We start from the raw sequence: 19775 nt of genomic DNA, 5'->3' as shown, positions 1-19775 counted from the left end.
GATTTTTCAGCCATTTTGTATAATTTGGTTAAATAAATTTAAAAAAGGATAGCCATGCTCAGCATAAGCATAGACAATGTCCGTATGCAGGCGACTGCACAGAATAAAGACGAAGCACTGCAGGTACTCAGTGAGATTTTGGTGGCTGATGGTTTGGCAAGTGCTGACTATCTACAAGGTCTAAAAGACCGCGAAACGCAGTCATCAACCTATCTGGGGCAAGGGATTGCCATTCCGCATGGTACGCCAAACTCACGAGAGAGCATCAAAAATACAGGGGTGCGATTGGTGCATTTTGCCGATGGTGTGGTCTGGAATGCTGCTGGCGATGTGGTTTATTTGGCAGTGGTGATTGCAGCCAAATCTGATGAGCATTTGCAAATTTTGCAACAACTGACCAAAGCACTGACTGACGATGTTGCACAGCCAATCCGCACCGCCAAAACCGCTGAGGATATCATTGCTGCTTTGGGAGTGCGGCGTGAATTTGTCCTACAAGAGGCGTTAATAACAACCAATTGCCAAACGGCAGCTGTTGATGAGCTGTATCTGCAGGCGGCGGCATTATTAAAAAAGCAGCGTCTGATTGATTCGGTATTTTTGCCAAAATATCAACCAACACGGCTAAGCGAGGCGTTAAGCTGTGTTGTTATCGAAAATCATGACGCAATCAAGACATCTGCTTTGGCGGTGGCGGTCGGTGAATTGCAGGCTTTGGCGTTGATTGTTGCCAACCAAACGGCTGATAAAGTGGCATTGGCTGGCGTGCTTGATGTGCTGATGAGCGAGGCTTTTACCCAAGCTGTCGAGCAAAATGACAAAGCTGCCATGTTGGCATTATTAAATATCGAAAGTTATGCCAACTGGGCATCGGCAAGTGTTGTTTTGCCAAACAAGAACGGCTTGCACGCTCGCCCTGCAACAGCTTTGGCTGAGCTTGCCAAACAAGTTACAGGCGAGATTTTGGTGGCGGTAGAAGATGGCGAATATGTCTCTGTCAAAAGTCTGACAAAACTGCTATCGCTTGGGGCGGTTCATGGTCAGCGACTGACCTTTATTGCCAAAGCTGACTCTGATGCGGCAAATCATTTACAAACCTTGGTGGCGGCAGTATCCGAAGGCTTAGGCGAAGAGGTAAATAAGCCAGCTGCCACTTTGCCCAGTGCTGCCGTGCCTAAGTTAAATCGCGAGCCAATATCCATTGAGTATGGAGTGCGTCAATATGCAATCAGTGCCTCGCAGGGTCTGGCGATAGGTGAGGCATACCTGCCCAAACAGCAGCAATATCAGTACCCAATGACCGCCTCCGATGCTGGGCTAGAGATTGATAAATTGCACACTGCCATCATGGCGGTTAAGGCGGATCTGCAAGGCTTGATTGCTGATAGTAAGCGTGTGCAGATTGCACAAATTTTCTCGGCACATTTGGCATTATTAGAAGATGATGAGGTGCTAACAGGGGCAAATGCCGCAATCAATGACGGCATGTCTGCACCAGCTGCTTGGTCGGCATTTATTGAGCAATTGGCAAAAGCCCAAGCATCACTTGGCAATGCCTTGCTTGCCGAACGAGCCCAAGATATTAAAGATGTTGGGCAGAAAGTGCTGCTAAAACTGCTTGGCAAGCAGGCGGATTCGCTGCCTGATAGCCCTTATGTGCTGATTAAAGAAGATTTGTTGCCATCAGATGTTGCCATGTTAGACCCTGCACGCGTGGCAGGGATTATCACAGCAACAGGCGGGGCCAGCTCGCACAGTGCCATCATTGCCAGAGCGTTGGGCATTGCTGCTGTGGTTGGGGCAGGCGAGGCTGTGCTGCAGCTAAATAATGGCGAGCAGGTGTTGCTAGATGGTGGCGAAGGTTGGTTTGTTGTCAATCCAAGCGATGAAATGGTCGCACAATGCCAAAAAACCCAGCAGCACCGCCGTGAACAAAAGCGACTGGCTGCCGAGCAGGCACACGCACCTGCCATCACTACCGATGGTCATCGTGTCGAAGTGGCGGCGAATTTGGGTAATGTTGGCGATGCCACCGCTGCTGTGGCAAATGGTGCCGAAGGGGTTGGTTTGCTTCGCACAGAGTTGGTATTCATGTCGCACCAAGAGATTCCTGATATTGAGACACAAATTGCTGATTATGAGCAGGTGTTTGATGCATTGGCAGGTAAGCCCTTGGTGGTGCGTGTGCTGGATATTGGCGGTGATAAAGCATTGCCATATTTGCCAATGGCAGCAGAAGAAAATCCATTCTTGGGATTGCGGGGTATTCGGCTGTTGCTTGAGCAACCTGAGCTGCTACGCAATCAATTGATTGCCCTGATTCGTGCTGCCAAAGGGCGTGATTTGCGAATCATGTTTCCGATGATTGGCTGTATCAGCCAGTGGCGAGCTGCTCGTGCCATGGTTGATGAGGTGCTGACAGATTATCCGCACGAGGCACTACAGGTTGGTATGATGCTTGAGGTGCCAAGTGCGGCGGTATTGGCACATCAGTTTGCCAAAGAAGTTGATTTTTTTAGTATGGGGACAAATGACCTGACCCAATATGTACTGGCAATTGATCGTGGGCATCCTGTATTATCAAAACAAGCAGATGGCTTGCACCCAAGTGTGCTGACTTTAATCAACCAAGCGGTACAAGCGGCACATGCACATGGCAAATGGGTTGGGGTCTGTGGCGAGCTGGCTGCCGATGCCAAAGCTGTGCCGATTTTGGTGGGGCTGGGCGTTGATGAATTGTCCATGTCAGGTGGGGCGATTGCACTGGTGAAGGCACAGATTCGCAGTCTTGACTTTGGGCAAGCTCAAGCACTTGCCAAGCAAGCCTTGGCGTGTCAAAGTGCCGAAGAGGTACGCCAGCTGGTTGGTGAATGGTCATGAAACAGGTATTGTGCATTTTGTTAAATCCTGCCTTGGATATGACAATATCGGTGGATAATTTGACAATCGGCAAGGTGAATCGTGCCGCCGATACCCAGTTGCATGCTGCTGGCAAGGCACTAAATGCCGCCCAGATTCTAAGTGGGCTTGGTGTGCGGTGTGTGTTAAGTGGCTTTTTGGGCAATGAAAATCAAGCGGCGTTTGAGCGGTTATTTACCCTGACAAACCAGCAGCAAACACTGCTTATCGATCGCCTGCAGCGAGTGGCTGGGCAAACACGCACCAACATTAAACTTGTTGATAAAGGTCTGACAACCGATATTAACGGACAAGGTTTTGTGGTGAATGAAGCTGATAAAGAGAAGTTACTGATTGAGGCTAAAAGCCTTGCCGAGCAGTGCGATGCTGTTTTGGTGGCAGGCAGTCTACCACACGGCTTTGCTTTGGCGGATTTTGACAAATTACTCCAAGTGCTGTGTGCTGCCAATGACAAAGTGGCGGTTGATGTCAGTGGCGATGCCCTAAAAATAGCCTTAAACCATAATTTGTGGCTTATCAAACCCAATACAGATGAACTGCTAGAAGCATTTGCCGTGTCATGTGATGATATGTCTCAGCAACAAGCATGGCTTGATAGCCTGCCAGCTCGCCCATGCCATAGCGTGATTTCTATGGGTGAGCAGGGGGTGAATTGGTTTACCAGCACGCACAGTTGCCATGCTACACCGCCCAAAGTTATGGTCAAAAGTACCGTTGGAGCTGGAGATACTTTATTGGCGGGCATGATTTATGGACTATTGCACGAGCATGACAAGGTAGAAACTTTGACAACGGCAGTGGCATTGGCGGCTCATGCGGTCAGCATTGTTGGGTTTACTGTGGCGGATAAATCACGCTTGGACGCTTTGCGATCGCAGGTAGTCATTGACTGTAGATAGATATTTTTTAAAATACAATTTAGTAATTATTGGTGCTTTATGCAAAAATTTCCTTCTTTGGTTGCCATCACTCCAGTGGATACATCGATACGCAGTCTGTTGCTTAGTAAGCAGCTTGCCAAATCGCTAATGCAGCAAGGCGTGGTCGTTGTTGATGAATCCACCGACAGCCATCGCACGGATGCGGTGCGTGTGTTTGTTGGTGAGGGTGCGTCAGGTGATGATGGTATTTATGTGAATACCCAAAAACTAACAGGCGATGAATTTGCCGATGTGTCTTATTTGTTGGCATTATTTGATGGGCAGCAATCTGTCGGTATTCGTAATGCCAGCAAGCCGCTGCATTTTGTGGCGATTACCGCCTGCCCAACAGGGGTGGCACATACTTTCATGGCGGCAGATGCCCTAAAGCTGGGTGCTGAACGACTTGGTTATACCATCGATGTTGAAACCCAAGGGTCAGTCGGTGCCAAAAATATCCTAAGCGAAGAGAGTATCGCTCGGGCTGATTTTGTGATTTTGGCAACAGATATTGAGGTGAATGCTGACCGATTTGCTGGCAAAAAAATCTATCGCACCAGTACAGGTCATGCCCTAAAAAAGACCGATGCGACATTTGACGCTGCCATACAGACCGCCAGTGTGCATACCACCGTTACAGCAACGCCCAGCAGCACTGCCAGCAGTCAGCAGTCTGGCGGTGTGTACAAACACCTTTTGACAGGCGTGTCTTATATGCTGCCCATGGTGGTGGCAGGTGGTTTATTAATTGCCTTGTCTTTTGTTTTTGGTATTAAGGCATTTGAGGTTGAAGGCTCACTTGCTGCCGCCTTGATGGGAACAGGCAAGGCGGCCTTTGGGCTAATGGTGCCGTTACTGGCAGGTTATATTGCTTATTCAATTGCTGATAGACCTGGCTTGGTGGCAGGTTTGATTGGCGGTGCATTGGCAGGCACGCTGGGGGCGGGATTTTTGGGCGGTATTGTTGCAGGTTTTTTGGCAGGCTATGTGTCGCTATTTTTGGCAAAAAAACTCACCTTGCCTGTAACGCTTGAGGCATTAAAGCCAATTTTGATTATCCCCTTGATTAGCAGCCTGATTGTTGGGCTTGCAATGTACTATGTCATCGGTACGCCTGTTGCCTATGTATTGTCGCAGATGGAGTACTTTTTGGCAAATATGGGTACGGCCAATGCGGTGATTTTGGGCATGATTTTGGCTGGTATGATGTGCGTGGATTTGGGCGGCCCAATCAATAAGGCTGCTTATGCATTCTCGGTGGGTTTATTGACTTCGGAGAGTTATTTTCCGATGGCGGCAGCGATGGCAGGTGGCATGGTGCCAGCGATTGGCATTGGGCTTGCAACTCTCTTTGCTGCCAAAAAATTCAGCGAAAACGAACGCAGTGCTGGCAAGGCAGCGATGGTGCTGGGGGCGTGCTTTATTTCCGAAGGTGCGATTCCATTTGCCGCCAAAGACCCCATGCGTGTCATTCCCTGCTGCATTGCAGGTGGCGTTTTGACAGGGGCGTTGGTTGCTTTGTTTGATATTACACTGGTTGCTCCGCACGGTGGCGTGTTTGTTCTACTCATTCCCGGGACGGTTAATCACGCTCTGATGTATCTTGTGGCAATCGGTGCGGGCAGTTTATTGACAGCGGTGAGTTATGCCATCATCAAGCCAAAAGAAACCATTGCCAAGATAGAGGCGATAAATTGAGCAAATAATCTACCTTTGTACCAAAACTTTGACAAAAAAAACACAAAACCTGCCGTTTGGTGGGTTTTGTGTTTTGGCTTGGCGTGTTACAATATCACTTTATCATCAGTAGTCCGCTTGGGCAAATCGCAGTGATTATGATGAAAATCGTTTAAAATGGAGCATGATTGTGAAAATAACAACTGGAAAACCAAGCCAGAACTTTGGGCATTTTGGCGTAATCGTCAGTGCAGCAGCGGTATGTGTTTTGGCAGGTTGTGCCAGCAAACCAACATACAACAGTTCATCAAAGACCGCCACCGTCAGCAGTACGCAGGTAATAACTGATAGTCGTGGCGTGCCAAATCGTTATCAGGTCAAGCAGGGCGACACAGTTGCAAAAATCGCACAGCGTTATGGGCTAAATTGGCGAGAAATTGGCAAAATAAACAATCTAAACAGCAGTTATACCATCTACACAGGGCAGTGGCTGACTTTGTGGACAGGTACAGCAGGCTCACGCGAAAGCTCAAAAACCACGCCTGCAACAACTACAAGCAGCCAAAAAGCCACAGCATCAAACAATCAAAAAACCACAGCAGCACCAACGCCGCCCAAGCCTGTGGCTCAGCCAGCAACCACCGCCACGATACCGCCTTTTGCTTCAGGCAGCTCTGGCGTGATGCAGTTTCGTTATCCTGTAGGTACGAGCAATCCTGTGGTACGCCGCTTTGGTACAGCCAATGTTGCAGGCTCGACCGTTACCAGCAATGGTATGTGGTTCTCTGGTCGTGATGGCGATCCGATTGCAGCAAGCAATGCAGGTACGGTAATCCAAGCCGATCGCAACATGGACGGAGCGAGTATTGTCATTCAGCACACCAATGGTTTTGTATCCAGCTATATTCACATTAAAGACGCACAGGTCAAATCAGGCGACAGCGTCCGCATGGGTCAGCGTATCGCCAGCATGAAAAACCAAGCCACAGGTACGGCATTGTTTGAGTTTCGTGTCGCAAGAAATGGCGTGTATGTCGATCCTTTGACGGTCTTAAAATAACACTGCTACGATTAATAATTAGCCAAGTATTTTGCTTGGCTAATTTTATTGATTAAAATAATAGAGCAGGGATTGTTTTGGAAGGCTATTGGGCGTGGCAGTGATTGATGATTAAATTTGCCAAATAAGGGTGATAATAAGCAGGTAAATCATGCCCCATGCCTTTGACCAGTACAAAGCGAGCATTGGGAATGACCTTGGCTAGAAATTTACCATGGCTGGGGGCAAGCAGTCCGTCTTTATCGCCATGAATGACCAAAGTCTTGGCACGAATTTGCTTGCTAAATCGCAAAATAGAACCCGATGCCAAAATAGCCGTGAGTTGCTGTGATACGCCCAGCGGGTGAAAGTTGCGTTGATAGCGTTTTTCGGCAATGGCACGCGTGCCTTTGATGTCCAGATGACCTGGTGAGCCAACGGTTGTCATGAACCACACACTGTGGCGAACCATATCACGCTGCGAATGACTCTCTGGTCTCCGCACAAAGGTCATAAACTGCTTGGGATTGGGCGGTCGCAAAAAGGCTCGGTTGGCGGTGGAGAACAGCAGTGCGAGATTTTTGATGTATTTGGGATAGCGTGCGGCAACAATCTGAGCAATCATACCACCCATAGACGCACCAACCAGATTGACCTCGCTAATCCCCATGGTTTTTATCAAGCGTGCAACATCCTCCGCCATGTCGGTCAGCGTATAAGCAACCTGTTCGGAGCGATTGGATAGCCCTGTTTGTACCTTTAGCATCATCTTGAGCGTGCTAAGTCTGGGCAAGCCGTCAATTTGGATTTTGCTTGACAGCCCTGTATCACGATTGTCAAAGCGAATAACAAAAAACCCTGCGTCAATAAATAACTTGAGCAGCGTATCAGGCCAAAACAGCATTTGTGAGCCTAGACCTGTAATAAAAATCATCGGCGGATTGTCAGGATTGCCCCCAGCCTCAACACACAGACGAATGCCATCGCCAATATCAATCATCGCCTGATACAGATGCTCGGACAAATCCGATGCTTGCCAATTGATATCGCCAAAACGCTGCCAGCTGTCTGGTGGGGTGGGGGCTTGCGTATTCATGATTAGATTTCGATCATCTCAAAATCTGCCTTGCCGACACCGCAGTCAGGGCAAGTCCAATCATCGGGAATGTCCTCCCAGCGAGTGCCAGCAGGCAAGCCTTCCTCTGGGCAACCCACCGCCTCGTCATAAATCCAACCGCATACGATACACTGATATTTTTTCATAAAACACCCAAAATCAACACCTAAAATTTGTTTTTGTGAATTTAGTTGTTTAGTTTACAGATGTATCAGATTTTTGCAAGTAAAATTTGTAACGAGGGGTGAATTTTTAAGTCTGATTTGAGTTTAGCATCTTTCTAGGGGCATAATACAAGGCTGATCTTCAAGTAAGCCATCACTGCCACCAAAACTACAGTTATATACCAAGTTTTTATTTCTATCTAAAAAATAAGCTTTGTTATTTTTGATTTGTAAATAGGCACGATCACCGTAGTTGATTGGCATCAATTGGCGATATTTTCCTCGGTAGATAACAGACGAACCTCCCCCATCCATAGTCTTGAAATATGCTCTAAAGGTTACATTGCCATTTTTGCTGATGGTAATCGTATGACCTGTCATGGTGCCAAAATCTGCACTAATATCACGAGTACCAACAAACGGCAGTTTTTGGCTATTGGCTAGTGCAGGGGGGGGTAAGGGCGATGATGGCAGCTGTCAGTGCTGGAACTGTCAGCAGGCGTGCTAAGATATTCATAATTTCCTCATAAAAAAGTTAAAAAAATGCACAATTGTGCAAGTCTATCCTAGCACGATCAGACGGTTATTGCAAATAAAAGTGCGTTTTGTGATGCCCAGCCTAAGCCAAAATCACCGTAACTTAGGCTGGGTTATTTTGCTTACTTGCGTAGTGGTATGATACAAGGCTGATCACCATCAAAACCAAAACTGCAATTATATACCAAGTTTTTATTTCTATCTAAAAAATAAGCTTTGTTATTTTTGATTTGTAAATAGGCACGATCACCGTAGTTGATTGGTATAAATTGGCGATATTTTCCTCGGTAGATAACAGACGAACCTCCCCCGTCCATAGTCTTGAAATATTCTCTAAAGGTTACATTGCCATTTTTGCTGATGGTAATCATATGACCTGTCATGGTGTCAAAATCTGCACTAATATCACGAGTACCAACAAACGGCAGTTTTTGAGAATTTGCCAAAGCAGGGCTGGCGGCGGTCAATAATGCCAATGCCATGATGATAGGTTTTAACATATTAAGACTCCTTAAGTGGTGAATGTTATTTTATTGTACCATTTACCCCCCCCCATGCAACAAAAACCGCCAATATTTTATCAGCGGTTTTCATTTATCAAAGCGATGATGAATTATCAGTCTGTTAGCTGTTTGGCAAGTTTATCCCGTGCGGTGATAAAACCATCAATGCCTGCCAATAGCAACTCGTTGAGCGGGTGCTTGTCTTGTGATTTGACAAAGTCGGTTTGGCTAAGTGGGGTGAGTCTGGGCTTGCTGGCAGGTTGGTTGTGCAGTCTGGGAATGACAGGCAATGAGCTTGCCGCCAACGCCTCAAGCAAAGCAGGCGAGATGGTCAAAAGATCACAGCCAGCCAATGCAATGATTTGGTCAATATTCCTAAAACTTGCCCCCATGACTTGGGTCTGATAGCCGTGCTCTTTGTAGTATTGATAGATGCGTTTGACCGATTGGACGCCCATGTCATCATCGGTGGCGATGGCATCAAGGTTGTGATGGCGTTTTTGCCAATCGGTGATGCGTCCCACAAAAGGAGAGATGAGCGTTACCCCAGCATCAGCACAGGCGTGGGCTTGGGTGTCGGTAAATAGCAGTGTCAAATTGCAGCCAATGCCTTGTTTTTCGAGTATTTCGGCAGCCTTGATGCCTTGGTAAGTGGCGGCAATTTTGATAAGCACACGCTGCGATGAGATGCCTGATTTTGCGTATTGCTCGATGTATTGTAGGGCTTTTGCCACTGTCGCTTCGGTGTCAAAGGACAATCGTGCGTCCACTTCGGTAGAGACTCGCCCCGAGATTTGTTGGCTGATTTGTACGCCAAGCTCTACGGTGAGCGTATCAATGGCGGTCTGAATGTCCAGATGGCGAATTTTGGCAAGCAATTCATCGTCAATGCCATCGGCAAAGGCAGCGGTGATAAGGCTTGGGTTGGTGGTTGCGTCAATCGGTTTCCAGCGTTTGATGGCGACCAAGTCCCCTGTATCGGCAACGATGGTGGTATATTTGGCAAGTTGTTCTAAACTGTTCATAAACTTTATTTAATAAGCTAATACTGATTGGATTATTTGGCAAACTTAGCATATTTTTGCTGATTTTGCCAGTGTTATTATTGGCTTGTTGCCAAAATTGTAGCGGGGTGCCTTTGTGATGAAAAGTTTGCCAAAATCACTACAACAAAACCAAAAAATCGTGTATCATTAAACAGTTTACCAGTTTGCTTTGGTCAGGCTTGGGTAATTTTAGATTTGGTAAATTATTTATTAAAATTAATTTATTTGGTATATCGCCAAACAATCAAACAAGGAATCTTGCGATGAGTGAAACTGCACAAACTTTGCCTGTGAATACTGATGAAATCAAAAGCTATCGTGATGAGATTGACAGCATTGACGAACAGATTCAGCAGCTAATCAACGAGCGAGCCAAAGTCGCCCAAAAGGTCGCCATCGTCAAAAAAAATCATGAAAACCACCCCATTTTTTATCGTCCAGAACGAGAAGCTCAGGTGCTAAAAGCAGTCATGGCACGCAATGAAGGGCCATTGAGCGGTGAGAAAATGGCACGACTGTTCCGCGAGATTATGTCGGTTTGTTTGGAGCTAGAAGCACCGCAAAAAGTCGCCTTTTTGGGCCCTGTGGGGACTTTTACCCATGCAGCAGCACTCAAGCATTTTGGCAAGGCGGCAACGACCGTATCGCTGGCGACCATCACAGATGTGTTCCGTGAAGTGGAGGCAGGCTCTGCCATGTATGGCGTGGTGCCTGTTGAGAATTCATCTGAAGGGGTGGTGAATCATACTTTGGATGCGTTTTTGAGCTCTAGCCTAAAAATCATCGGCGAAGTGGAGCTGCCGATTCATCATAATTTTTTGGTGGCGGAACATACTAGGGTTGAGAGTTTGAGCCGTATTTATAGCCATCAACAGGCATTGGCACAGTGCCGCCATTGGCTTGATGTGAATTTTCCCAATGTGGAGCGTGTGGCGGTGTCAAGTAATGGCGAAGCTGCCAAACGCCTACAAAATGAGTGGCACTCTGCGGCCATCGCAGGCGATGTGGCGGTGGCGGAATATGGCTTGCATAAATTATACGAAAATATTGAAGACAATCCGAACAATACCACCCGTTTTCTTATCATCGGACACGAAACCATCGCCCCAAGTGGTCAGGACAAAACTTCCATCGTGGTATCCAGCCCTGACCGTGCAGGGGCATTGATCGAAATCCTAGAGCCGCTAAAACGCCACAATGTCTCCATGACCAGTATCGAGACTCGCCCAGAGCGTCCGAATAAGTGGGCTTATGTGTTTTTTATTGATATGATTGGGCATATCAATGATGACAATGTCAAAAACGCCATTGATGATATCAGCAAAATAGCCAAAGATGTGCGGATATTGGGCTCGTATCCAAAGGCGGTGATTTAGTGATCGCCACTGACGCACAAGCGGTTTTGGATTTTTGGTTTGGTGCGACTGCAAGGTCTTTTTGGTTTGCCAAAAGTGATGAATTTGACAAACTGCTGACAGATAAGTTTCTTGCCATTTTGCAAAGTGCAAGTTTGGGCGAATGCGACACTTGGCGGACGACAGCACAAGGGCGATTGGCAGAAATCATCGTCCTTGACCAATTTTCTCGCAATATTTATAGAAATACGCCCAATGCTTTTGCAGCAGACGGCATGGCATTGGCTTTGGCTCAAGAATTAATAAAACAGCCTGATTTTGCTGCATTGACAGTGGCTGAGCGAAATTTTGCATTATTGCCATTTATGCACTCTGAATCAAAAATCGTCCACGAAAAAGCCGTACCATTGTTTGAAAAATTCAGCGACAGCAATACTTTGGATTTTGAATTAAAGCACAAAGCGATTATTGATACATTTGGGCGTTATCCGCACCGCAATGCAATCTTGGGGCGAGTATCTTCGCCGAGGGAGTTGGAATTTTTAAGCAAACCAAATTCCTCCTTTTAATAAAACAAACAATTTGGATAAATTGTAAATCGCATTTGGTTATTTTAATGCGATAAATGCAAGAAAAACCACACAAAGGACAAAGAATAATGAGTGCATCTGATTTACCAAAACCCCTACAGACCCTATTGACAATCTCAAAGCTAAACTGCGTTAAAATTAATCTATCAAAGCAAGACAATGATTTTTTGCCAACAACATCAAGCCAAGTTGGCGGCATGGGTTATTTGCCAATTGGCGAAACCTATCCTACCAAGGCAGACGGCACGCCCCTTGTATTATTGGCTCAGCTCAATTTTCGGCAGCTTGGTGCGGTGGTGGAGATGAGCCAATTGTCATATCCATTGCCAAAACAAGGCATTTTGCAAATTTATATTGATGGTCAAGATGATAATTATCTGTATGGGGCGGATTTTGATAATCAACTGCCGTCCAAGACTTATCAAGTGCGGTTTTGGCAAGATGATAGCCTGCCAATAAATGCCGATGAATTAACACAAATTACCGAGCAGTTACAAGGCTTTGGCATTGATAAGTTGCCTTTTGATTTTCGTCATCAGTACGCCATGGATTTTGCTTTAACTTCGCAATCTTGCACCACGACTTGTCATGAATATAATCACATTTCCCAAAAAATTGACGAATTGGCAGGGGTTGATGTTTGGGATTATTTGGAAGAAGAGTTAAAAATAGACGATGCTGATGAAGTGCTGACGAGTTATGATGAGCTTGTCAATAGTGGCGGGCATCAGATTTTGGGCTATCCTATTTTTACCCAAACTGACCCACGAGAGTACGAAGGCTCTTTGCAAGAGCATATTTTGTTATTGCAAATTGATACCGATGATGAAAATGACATTATATGGGGCGATAGCGGCGTGGCGAATTTCTTTATTCACCCTAAGGATTTAAAAGAGCAAAACTTCTCAAAGCTGATTTATAACTGGGATTGTTATTAATGCAACAAACAGGGCAAATATTTCACAAAGCCTTAGTCATCGGCTTAGGCTTAATTGGCGGCAGTGTTTTACAAGGCATGATTGACAATCGCCTTGCGGGTAGGCTGTATGCGGTAGATTTTGATAAATCGGTGATTCATCATGCGATGGCTGATAAGTTAATCCAAGCTGGTGATGATGAATTGTTGAACTTGGCAAATACAGGCGTATTGACAGACTGCGACTGTGTCATTATCGCTGTGCCTGCGTTTGCCGTAAAAGCCATTTTGGAAAAAATCAAAACCGCCATTGACAATCAGCTACTACCAAGCGATGTCATCATCAGCGATACCGCCAGCACCAAAGGCAATATTTTACAAGACGCTTTTGCTATTTTTGGCGAATTGCCACCCAATTTGGTGCTTGCTCACCCAATTGCAGGGGCGGAAAAATCAGGCTTTATGGCAAGAAATGGGGCGTTGTTTAAATCGCACAAACTTATCATTTGTCCGCACGATTTTAATGACAAACAGGCGGTGGATAAAATTGCCACACTTTGGCAATCGCTTGGGGCGAGTGTGGATTTTATGCCGTCTGACAAACACGATGAAATTTTGGCACTGACCAGTCATCTGCCACATTTATTGTCCTATGCCTTGACCTATCAGCTTGCCACAGATGAGGAGAATTTGAATATTTTTAAATATGCAGGGGGTGGTTTTCGGGATTTTAGTCGCATTTCGGCAAGCAGTCCGATTATGTGGCATGATATTTTTTTGGCAAATAAACAGGCGGTATTGCAGGGGTTGGAAGATTATCAGGCTATCTTAAATCAATTAAAAGCTGATATTGAAAATGACAATAGCGAGAAGCTGTTAGAGACTTTTGAAATTGCCAAAAATGCTCGGGAATATTTTGGGCGGTTATTGGTGGAAAAAGAGAAGTTAAAGAATTTGTAAGCTGATGCATAAGGTGTGTATTACGCATCGTTATTGAAAGTCATTGTGTTTTATTATTAAATTTATAAGGTCAAATAATGCAAGAAATTAAAAATTTAATAAAAAATGTCAGCACCGAAATACGGCTTATTAATACTTCAAAAAGACTGTATGGCAAACAACTTGCCCCAAATTTTAGTATTTTTGACTATATTGCCACTAATGAAACCAATTTAAATTATATTTTGGCGGACTTATTAAATCCAAAAGGCTCTCATCAACAAGATGATTTATTTTTGAAAAATTTTATCAAAATATGTTTACCAAATTTACAATGCCAAGAATGGAGTGGATTTTTGGATAATTTGGCTAATATTGGTATTGAAAGAGAAGAAATTGCATACGCCAATAAATCCAATCGGAAAGTGGATATTTATTTAACCGATGGCGGTAAATATGGTATTTGTATTGAAAATAAACCTTATGCCAGAGACCAAAAAGACCAGTTAAATGATTATTATCAAGAATTAGAAAAAAGAAAGCATTCTCATAAACATTTGGTTTATTTGTCCCAAAATTTACCAAGTGATTGTAGTGTAAAATCAGAAGATTTGGAGCAGTGGCAAATTAACAATGAATTTAGCCATATTGGCTATAATGATTTGGTTGATTGGCTGGATGCTTGTAAAGCAGATTGTCAAAATGCCAGTGTTTTAGAATTTATTAACCAATTTATTAAATTTATTCAAAAGCAATTTATGGGACTGAGCGATATGAGTGAGCAAAATGCCATTATTAATGCAATGCTAGAAAGCGATGAAAGTATCGTTTCAGCAATTAAAATTGCTAGTCAAGTTCCAATATTGCAAAGAAATTTGATTGAAAAATTAAACAAACAATTAAACGAAAAAATCAATCAAAATCCCAATTACCAATTGCATCAAAATAAGCCCATTTCTCTTGATAATAGTAAGGGGATTAGTGGGGTAGAATTTAAAAGTTATAATATATGTGTTTTTATTGGATTTGACAAATCTAATTTTAATGATTTTTATATTGGATATAAACCGCTTGATGAAGATATTAAGATGGATGATTTGATTTTTATTAAAGTTTCAAAAGAAATCATTGATTCTTTGCCTAATATGAAGTCAGACCAACCAAATTGGCTTGGTTGGTATTACATAGAAAATTTGCGTTATTGGCAATACGATGCTGATATTTGGGCAAAAATTAACGATGGCAGTTTAGCGGATTTAATTATGAAAGAAGTTGAATTATTGTATGATAATATTGTAAAGAATAATATTAAGATTGAGCCTTGACTTAACATTGGTGCGTAATACACACCTTAGTAATCAATTTTATAAACCATTTACCCAAATTAGGAAAACCCTATGAAATACAAACTCACTCCAAGTACCACATTTACAGGCACGCACAAAGTCGCTCCTGATAAATCTATTTCGCACCGCTCAATTATGTTTGGTTCGCTTGCCAATGGCGTAACCCGTGTTACCAATTTTCTAGAAGGCGAAGACGCACTGTCCACCCTGCAAGCCTTTCGTGATATGGGCGTGCAGATAGAGCGAGATGGTGATAAAGTAACGATACACGGCGTGGGAATGAATGGGCTAAAAGCCCCAACCAAACCGCTTGATATGGGTAATTCTGGCACGAGCATGAGACTGCTATCAGGGATTTTGGCGGCTCAAGATTTTGACAGCACGATGGTCGGTGATGCAAGCCTATCCAAACGCCCCATGGAGCGAGTTGCAGGGCCTTTACGCCAAATGGGGGCGAAAGTTACCACAACAGGTGAAAAAAGCACACCGCCTGTTACGATTATGGGTGGTCAAACCCTAAACGCCATCCATTATGAAATGCCCATGGCATCCGCCCAAGTCAAATCATGTCTGCTCTTAGCTGGTCTTTGGGCGAATGGCGAGACGGTGGTTGCCGAGCCTGAAATCACAAGAGATCATACCGAGCGAATGCTTACCGCCTTTGGTTATGATGTCAAAGTTAGCCCACTGGCAAGCGGCAACGAAATCCGCCTAACAGGGGGCGGTACACTGACGGCGTGTGACATCGAAGTGCCTGCGGATATTTCAAGCTCGGCGTTTTTTATGGTGGCGGCAGCGATTGCAGGGCGTGGCGATGTGATATTGCCAAAGGTTGGCATCAATCCCACTCGCACAGGGGTGATTGATATTTTACGCCTGATGGGGGCGGATATTACGCTTAAAAATCAAACACTTGTCGGCGGTGAGCCTGTGGCAGATATTTGCGTCAAGTCAAGCAAATTACACGGCATCGAAATCCCCTTGCATCTTGTACCGCTTGCCATTGATGAGTTTCCTGTGCTGTTTGTGGCGGCTGCCTGTGCAACTGGCAAGACGATTTTGCGTGGGGCAGAAGAGCTGCGTGTCAAAGAATCCGACCGCATACAGGTAATGGCAGATGGACTGACAACTTTGGGCATTGACTGCGCGGTACTCGATGATGGTATTGAGATTGTCGGCAAGGGTGAGGGTGAATTTGTGTTTGGTGGTGGGGCGATCGAATCGCATCATGATCATAGAATCGCAATGAGTTTTGCGGTGGCAAGCCTGCGTGCGTCTGATGAAATTGTGATAAACGGCACAGAGACGGTGGCAACAAGTTTTCCTAGTTTTGCCAACTTGGTAAAAGAAGCAGGGCTTGGGCTGGAAGTGATTGCATAATGTCAATTTCTAAACAATCAAATACACCAAAGGGGCTGACCACCGCTTTGGTGGCATTTTTGATTTGGGGGAATTTTCCGCTATATTTTAAGATGCTGGTTGAATATAATGCGGTGGAAATCATTGCCCATCGTATTATTTGGACCTTTGTGCTGCTTTTTGTGGTGGTGTTGCTTGCACGCCGCTGGGCAGGATTATTGCAAATTGCCAAAAATCCCAAATGGTTGCTGCTGACTTTTTTGGCAGCGTTATTGATTGCAACCAACTGGCTGGTCTATGTGTGGGCAGTAACAAACAATCAGGTGCTGTCGGCAAGTTTGGGTTATTTTATCCAGCCGCTGATTGGTGTGGCACTTTCCATGATAATTTTTAAGGAAAGATTAAGAATTCTGCAAAAAATTGCTGTCGGCTTGGCAATGATTGCTGTTATAACGCAGGTTGTATGGCTGGGTGGTTTGCCATGGGTGAGCTTGTTGTTGCCACTGTCTTTTGGTTTTTATGGGGTGATTCAGCGATACACGCCATTTGATGCACTGGATGGCTTATTCTTGGAAACGCTGCTTTTGCTGCCATTGTCATTGCTGTGGCTAAGTCAAGCAGAGGTTGTGAGTAGCCAGCTGTCATTTTGGCTGTCTTCGGAGATTTGGCTGCTTATGTTGGCAGGGCCAATTACGCTTATTCCGCTACTGCTTTATAATATTTCTGCCAAATTATTGCAATTTAATACTTTATCATTTCTTAATTATCTAACACCAAGCATTGTCTTTTTATTGGCGGTGTTTTATTATCATGAACCCTTTGCTTGGCAAAATATGGTGGTCTTTTCCTTGATTTGGCTTGGGTTGATTTTATTTAGTTTTGATTTATTAAAAAATAAAAAAGGTTAAATAATGGACGATGTGGTTTTTATTCAAGGTTTGCAAATCAATACGCTGATTGGCGTGTATCCATGGGAGCGAGCAATCAAGCAGCAGCTGATTATTGATGCAGAAATGCTGTGTGATATGAGCTTGGCAGCGGCATCTGACGATGTGGCTCATGTGATTAATTATAAGACAGTGTGCGAGGATATCGAGCGATTGTGCCATGAGATACAGGCGGAGTTGCTGGAAACTTTGGCAGAGAGAATTGCTGAACATATTTTACGCCATTATCCTTGTGGACAAATCAGCCTAACCATTCACAAGCCCAATGCCATCACGCAGGCAGTAAGCGTTGGCGTGAAAATTGTCCGCCGCCAAGCCAATTTATCAGCAACATGATGACTGATGGTGGCAGGCAAGCGATGAAGGTGCAGGAGGCAGTGCTATGCTTGGGCAGTAATTATCGTGCCGAGCAGGGCTTTGATGTGGCTTTGGATAAACTTGGGCGATTGGGCTCATTAAGGCTCTCTCAAGTGATACAAGGGGCGGATATTGAGGCACGCAGCAGCTTGATTTATCACAATGTGTGCGTGCATCTGCAGCTTTATCAGGATATCGCCCATGATAGCTTGCAGCAGCAGCTAAAGCAGATTGAGAAACTCTGCGGTCGCGATGAGCATAAAAAAACTGCCGAATTTGATTATCAAGTGGCATTAGATATTGATATTTTGGCAGTGTGCATTAAAAATAACTGGCAGGTCAATCCCAAACGCTTGCCATTTAAGGCACATGAGCGGATTGGCATACAGCAGCTGGCGAGCTTTTTATTGTAGCTCGCCAGTTGGGTCTGTTATGGCGTAGGGTCAAATCACCTGTTTGGCTTGGCTTGCGATAGTTTGGCTAGGGTGGTGATGTAATTTTGTTGAGCAAGCATCGCGGTATTTTCGTTGTTTTTATCGCCTGCGATGGCTGCTTTTATTTCAATATTAACATAATCAATGCCACGATTGGCGGCATAGATTGACAACGACCCATCGCCTTTGGCAATGGTTGAGACTTGTTCGCTGACGACATTATAGCTGCCAGCATTGCACAGTTTTTTGGCAAGGTTTAAGCCTGCATCGGTGCTGTTTTTATAAGGTAGCCAGTACAGATTTTTTTCATTATGATCCTTTTGGCAGACAATTTGTGTATTGCCAAATTTGTGAATGTTTGACATTTTAAAGGTAGAATTTGGGCTGTTGTTATGCAGAGCAACAACCAAGCTGTCTTGTTGCAATTGCAACGATGACAAGATGGCTTGACCAAGGGCAAAATATTTATTTTTATCGTCAAAAATACGGTTTGGGTCCGTGTTGGTTTGTGTATTTTTGCCAAAATCATACAAATAGCGGCTTTCTTTATTTTCTAGCACAACCAGCAATCCACCATCTTTAATGGCACGCAAGCCACTGTCAAAAGCAGCATTCTCATTGTCGTGCAGCACCAAATAGCGAGTCGTGCCAATGGGTGATTTTTGATAAATATTGATGGCGTATTTTTCTTGACCGATGGCATAAGTTTGTTGCTTGAGCAAAATATTATGCTCAAGTATAAATTGCTGATTTTCACTGCGATTTAGGTCAAGATCATGGGCGTTATTTTTTGGGCTGATGGCTGGATTTGCCTTGCCAGTACTTTGGGCTTGTTGCACAATTAAGGCAATAATGGCAATTTTAACTAAAAAAATAATAAATAATTTATTCATAAATAGTACCAAGATACAAAAAAGACCTTAAGACCGTTGAAGGCTTAAGGTCTTATGTTGGGTAGGTGATTACTGATAAATCGCCAAATTCTCTAGCAATCAGTAATAACGAAGATAAGGGCTGAACACATAGCCTGTGCGACCGTTCGCGGAGACGCGGCACCATTTGCCTTTTTGTCCATGAGCGGCGACATCGGTGCGGCGTACGGTGCGACCTTCGCAGCTTAGCACTTGCACATCGGTGTAGTCATTTAGGCGTTGTATGCGAGTGGCGTTTGGGTGTGGTGCGTTACGCATATAGACATAGCCATCGGTTTTGGTCTGAATGTATGCCGAACCACTTTGAAGGGTGTATTGGTTGGCGTTGGCGGTCAATGCCCCCAAAGTGCCAATCAGGGCAAATGCAATTAGCTTGATATTCATAACTTATCCTTAATTACAAGATAGCTGCCATACGCTTACTGGCTAATGACAGTGTGGATTTTTTGCATTGTATCCCAGAACCCCCCCTGTCAATGCTTTTGTCCGCCGCCGAAAAAATTTAAATATCAGCCAAAATAGGGTATAATAATCCTTGTGCGTGGCAGATTTATCATTGCTACAAATTAGAGTCTGTGAGATGATTTGGTGCTGTGTTGGTATTTTTTAAATAAATGAATATTCTGATGATATTTATTTTACTGCATAAACTTTTTGACCAAATCCTTTTATAATACA

The 19775-nt window shown here is 44.5% G+C and carries 19 protein-coding genes and 1 pseudogene; 13 read left to right on the top strand and 7 right to left on the bottom strand.

What is annotated here, in order from left to right; genetic code table 11:
* Positions 1 to 54 precede the first annotated feature (54 nt).
* From ptsP to BW928_RS04440, 4 genes are all read left to right on the top strand, one after another.
* A complete protein-coding gene (gene ptsP / locus BW928_RS04455; protein ID WP_076555038.1) occupies positions 55 to 2880 on the top strand; it encodes a phosphoenolpyruvate--protein phosphotransferase in 2826 nt (941 codons plus the stop codon).
* A complete protein-coding gene (locus tag BW928_RS04450) occupies positions 2877 to 3818 on the top strand; it encodes a 1-phosphofructokinase family hexose kinase (protein WP_076555037.1) in 942 nt (313 codons plus the stop codon). Before ptsP ends, BW928_RS04450 begins: the two co-directional genes overlap by 4 nt.
* A gap of 39 nt (positions 3819 to 3857) precedes the next feature.
* Entirely contained in the window at positions 3858 to 5537 is a 1680-nt protein-coding gene (locus BW928_RS04445; protein ID WP_076555036.1) for a fructose-specific PTS transporter subunit EIIC, read from the top strand.
* A 169-nt stretch (positions 5538 to 5706) separates the two neighbouring features.
* Positions 5707 to 6576 (top strand): LysM peptidoglycan-binding domain-containing M23 family metallopeptidase, encoded by an 870-nt coding sequence (locus BW928_RS04440; protein ID WP_227516545.1) that lies wholly within the window; start codon positions 5707 to 5709, stop codon positions 6574 to 6576.
* Positions 6577 to 6661: 85 nt separating this feature from the next.
* Here the strand turns inward: BW928_RS04440 and BW928_RS04435 are convergent, their stop codons facing one another.
* The 5 genes from BW928_RS04435 to BW928_RS04415 form a co-directional block, all read right to left on the bottom strand.
* Positions 6662 to 7651 carry an alpha/beta fold hydrolase gene (locus tag BW928_RS04435; protein ID WP_076555035.1) on the bottom strand — a complete coding sequence of 330 codons (990 nt, stop codon included), beginning with the start codon at positions 7649 to 7651 and terminating at the stop codon, positions 6662 to 6664.
* Positions 7652 to 7653: 2 nt separating this feature from the next.
* Positions 7654 to 7818 carry a rubredoxin gene (locus BW928_RS04430; protein WP_076555034.1) on the bottom strand — a complete coding sequence of 55 codons (165 nt, stop codon included), beginning with the start codon at positions 7816 to 7818 and terminating at the stop codon, positions 7654 to 7656.
* Positions 7819 to 7941: 123 nt separating this feature from the next.
* Positions 7942 to 8217 carry a hypothetical protein gene (locus tag BW928_RS04425; protein WP_076555033.1) on the bottom strand — a complete coding sequence of 92 codons (276 nt, stop codon included), beginning with the start codon at positions 8215 to 8217 and terminating at the stop codon, positions 7942 to 7944.
* Positions 8218 to 8495: 278 nt separating this feature from the next.
* Positions 8496 to 8873 carry a hypothetical protein gene (locus tag BW928_RS04420; RefSeq protein ID WP_076555032.1) on the bottom strand — a complete coding sequence of 126 codons (378 nt, stop codon included), beginning with the start codon at positions 8871 to 8873 and terminating at the stop codon, positions 8496 to 8498.
* A 116-nt stretch (positions 8874 to 8989) separates the two neighbouring features.
* Entirely contained in the window at positions 8990 to 9901 is a 912-nt protein-coding gene (locus tag BW928_RS04415) for a transaldolase family protein (RefSeq protein WP_076555031.1), read from the bottom strand.
* Between the two features lie 284 nt (positions 9902 to 10185).
* Here BW928_RS04415 and pheA point away from each other — a divergent pair, with 284 nt between their 5' ends.
* The 9 genes and pseudogenes from pheA to BW928_RS04370 all read left to right on the top strand — a co-directional run bounded on the left by pheA (position 10186) and on the right by BW928_RS04370 (position 18144).
* Positions 10186 to 11298: a prephenate dehydratase gene (pheA, locus tag BW928_RS04410; protein WP_076555030.1), complete on the top strand. Its 1113-nt coding sequence runs from the start codon at positions 10186 to 10188 to the stop codon at positions 11296 to 11298.
* A 2-nt stretch (positions 11299 to 11300) separates the two neighbouring features.
* Positions 11301 to 11846, top strand: a complete 546-nt coding sequence (locus tag BW928_RS04405) for a DUF924 family protein (protein ID WP_076555087.1) — start codon at positions 11301 to 11303, stop codon at positions 11844 to 11846.
* 89 nt (positions 11847 to 11935) lie between these two features.
* The gene (locus tag BW928_RS04400) at positions 11936 to 12805 is read left to right on the top strand and encodes a YwqG family protein (RefSeq protein WP_076555029.1); all 870 of its coding nucleotides are present in this window, start codon (positions 11936 to 11938) and stop codon (positions 12803 to 12805) included.
* Positions 12805 to 13743: a prephenate dehydrogenase/arogenate dehydrogenase family protein gene (locus tag BW928_RS04395; protein WP_076555028.1), complete on the top strand. Its 939-nt coding sequence runs from the start codon at positions 12805 to 12807 to the stop codon at positions 13741 to 13743. The genes BW928_RS04400 and BW928_RS04395 overlap by 1 nt, the downstream gene beginning before the upstream one ends.
* Positions 13744 to 13820: 77 nt before the next feature.
* Positions 13821 to 15047, top strand: a complete 1227-nt coding sequence (locus BW928_RS04390; protein WP_076555027.1) for a PDDEXK-like family protein — start codon at positions 13821 to 13823, stop codon at positions 15045 to 15047.
* A 99-nt stretch (positions 15048 to 15146) separates the two neighbouring features.
* Positions 15147 to 16448 (top strand): annotated as a pseudogene (gene aroA, locus BW928_RS04385) (3-phosphoshikimate 1-carboxyvinyltransferase); the annotation flags it as partial.
* Positions 16448 to 17335 carry an EamA family transporter RarD gene (gene rarD, locus BW928_RS04380; protein WP_076555025.1) on the top strand — a complete coding sequence of 296 codons (888 nt, stop codon included), beginning with the start codon at positions 16448 to 16450 and terminating at the stop codon, positions 17333 to 17335. The pseudogene aroA and the gene rarD, both read left to right, overlap by 1 nt.
* 3 nt (positions 17336 to 17338) lie before the next feature.
* Entirely contained in the window at positions 17339 to 17710 is a 372-nt protein-coding gene (gene folB, locus BW928_RS04375) for a dihydroneopterin aldolase (RefSeq protein WP_076555024.1), read from the top strand.
* The gene (locus BW928_RS04370) at positions 17707 to 18144 is read left to right on the top strand and encodes a 2-amino-4-hydroxy-6-hydroxymethyldihydropteridine diphosphokinase (RefSeq protein WP_078310030.1); all 438 of its coding nucleotides are present in this window, start codon (positions 17707 to 17709) and stop codon (positions 18142 to 18144) included. The genes folB and BW928_RS04370 overlap by 4 nt, the downstream gene beginning before the upstream one ends.
* A gap of 35 nt (positions 18145 to 18179) precedes the next feature.
* Here BW928_RS04370 and BW928_RS04365 read toward each other — a convergent pair whose 3' ends face one another.
* Both BW928_RS04365 and BW928_RS04360 read right to left on the bottom strand, forming a co-directional pair.
* Positions 18180 to 19058, bottom strand: a complete 879-nt coding sequence (locus BW928_RS04365; RefSeq protein WP_076555023.1) for a hypothetical protein — start codon at positions 19056 to 19058, stop codon at positions 18180 to 18182.
* A gap of 99 nt (positions 19059 to 19157) precedes the next feature.
* A complete protein-coding gene (locus BW928_RS04360) occupies positions 19158 to 19481 on the bottom strand; it encodes an SH3 domain-containing protein (RefSeq protein WP_076555022.1) in 324 nt (107 codons plus the stop codon).
* Positions 19482 to 19775 lie beyond the last annotated feature (294 nt).

It is taken from the genome of Moraxella cuniculi DSM 21768 (genome assembly GCF_900156515.1).
Classification (GTDB): Bacteria; Pseudomonadota; Gammaproteobacteria; order Pseudomonadales; family Moraxellaceae; genus Moraxella; species Moraxella cuniculi.
The sequence above is the reverse complement of the archived record's forward strand: the minus strand, read 5'-3'. Positions and strand labels throughout refer to the sequence as shown.

What these genes read in the sequence shown, in the direction of transcription:
- BW928_RS04400 (WP_076555029.1), top strand. Translation starts at nt 11,936, where the DNA reads ATGAGTGCATCTGATTTACCAAAACCCCTACAGACCCTATTGACAATC.
- BW928_RS04395 (WP_076555028.1), top strand. Translation starts at nt 12,805, where the DNA reads ATGCAACAAACAGGGCAAATATTTCACAAAGCCTTAGTCATCGGCTTA.
- BW928_RS04450 (WP_076555037.1), top strand. Translation starts at nt 2,877, where the DNA reads ATGAAACAGGTATTGTGCATTTTGTTAAATCCTGCCTTGGATATGACA.
- BW928_RS04430 (WP_076555034.1), bottom strand. Translation starts at nt 7,818, where the DNA reads ATGAAAAAATATCAGTGTATCGTATGCGGTTGGATTTATGACGAGGCG.
- ptsP (WP_076555038.1), top strand. Translation starts at nt 55, where the DNA reads ATGCTCAGCATAAGCATAGACAATGTCCGTATGCAGGCGACTGCACAG.
- folB (WP_076555024.1), top strand. Translation starts at nt 17,339, where the DNA reads ATGGACGATGTGGTTTTTATTCAAGGTTTGCAAATCAATACGCTGATT.
- BW928_RS04435 (WP_076555035.1), bottom strand. Translation starts at nt 7,651, where the DNA reads ATGAATACGCAAGCCCCCACCCCACCAGACAGCTGGCAGCGTTTTGGC.
- BW928_RS04365 (WP_076555023.1), bottom strand. Translation starts at nt 19,058, where the DNA reads ATGAATAAATTATTTATTATTTTTTTAGTTAAAATTGCCATTATTGCC.
- BW928_RS04390 (WP_076555027.1), top strand. Translation starts at nt 13,821, where the DNA reads ATGCAAGAAATTAAAAATTTAATAAAAAATGTCAGCACCGAAATACGG.
- BW928_RS04360 (WP_076555022.1), bottom strand. Translation starts at nt 19,481, where the DNA reads ATGAATATCAAGCTAATTGCATTTGCCCTGATTGGCACTTTGGGGGCA.
- rarD (WP_076555025.1), top strand. Translation starts at nt 16,448, where the DNA reads ATGTCAATTTCTAAACAATCAAATACACCAAAGGGGCTGACCACCGCT.
- BW928_RS04370 (WP_078310030.1), top strand. Translation starts at nt 17,707, where the DNA reads ATGATGACTGATGGTGGCAGGCAAGCGATGAAGGTGCAGGAGGCAGTG.
- BW928_RS04445 (WP_076555036.1), top strand. Translation starts at nt 3,858, where the DNA reads ATGCAAAAATTTCCTTCTTTGGTTGCCATCACTCCAGTGGATACATCG.
- BW928_RS04415 (WP_076555031.1), bottom strand. Translation starts at nt 9,901, where the DNA reads ATGAACAGTTTAGAACAACTTGCCAAATATACCACCATCGTTGCCGAT.
- pheA (WP_076555030.1), top strand. Translation starts at nt 10,186, where the DNA reads ATGAGTGAAACTGCACAAACTTTGCCTGTGAATACTGATGAAATCAAA.
- BW928_RS04420 (WP_076555032.1), bottom strand. Translation starts at nt 8,873, where the DNA reads ATGTTAAAACCTATCATCATGGCATTGGCATTATTGACCGCCGCCAGC.
- BW928_RS04425 (WP_076555033.1), bottom strand. Translation starts at nt 8,217, where the DNA reads ATGACAGGTCATACGATTACCATCAGCAAAAATGGCAATGTAACCTTT.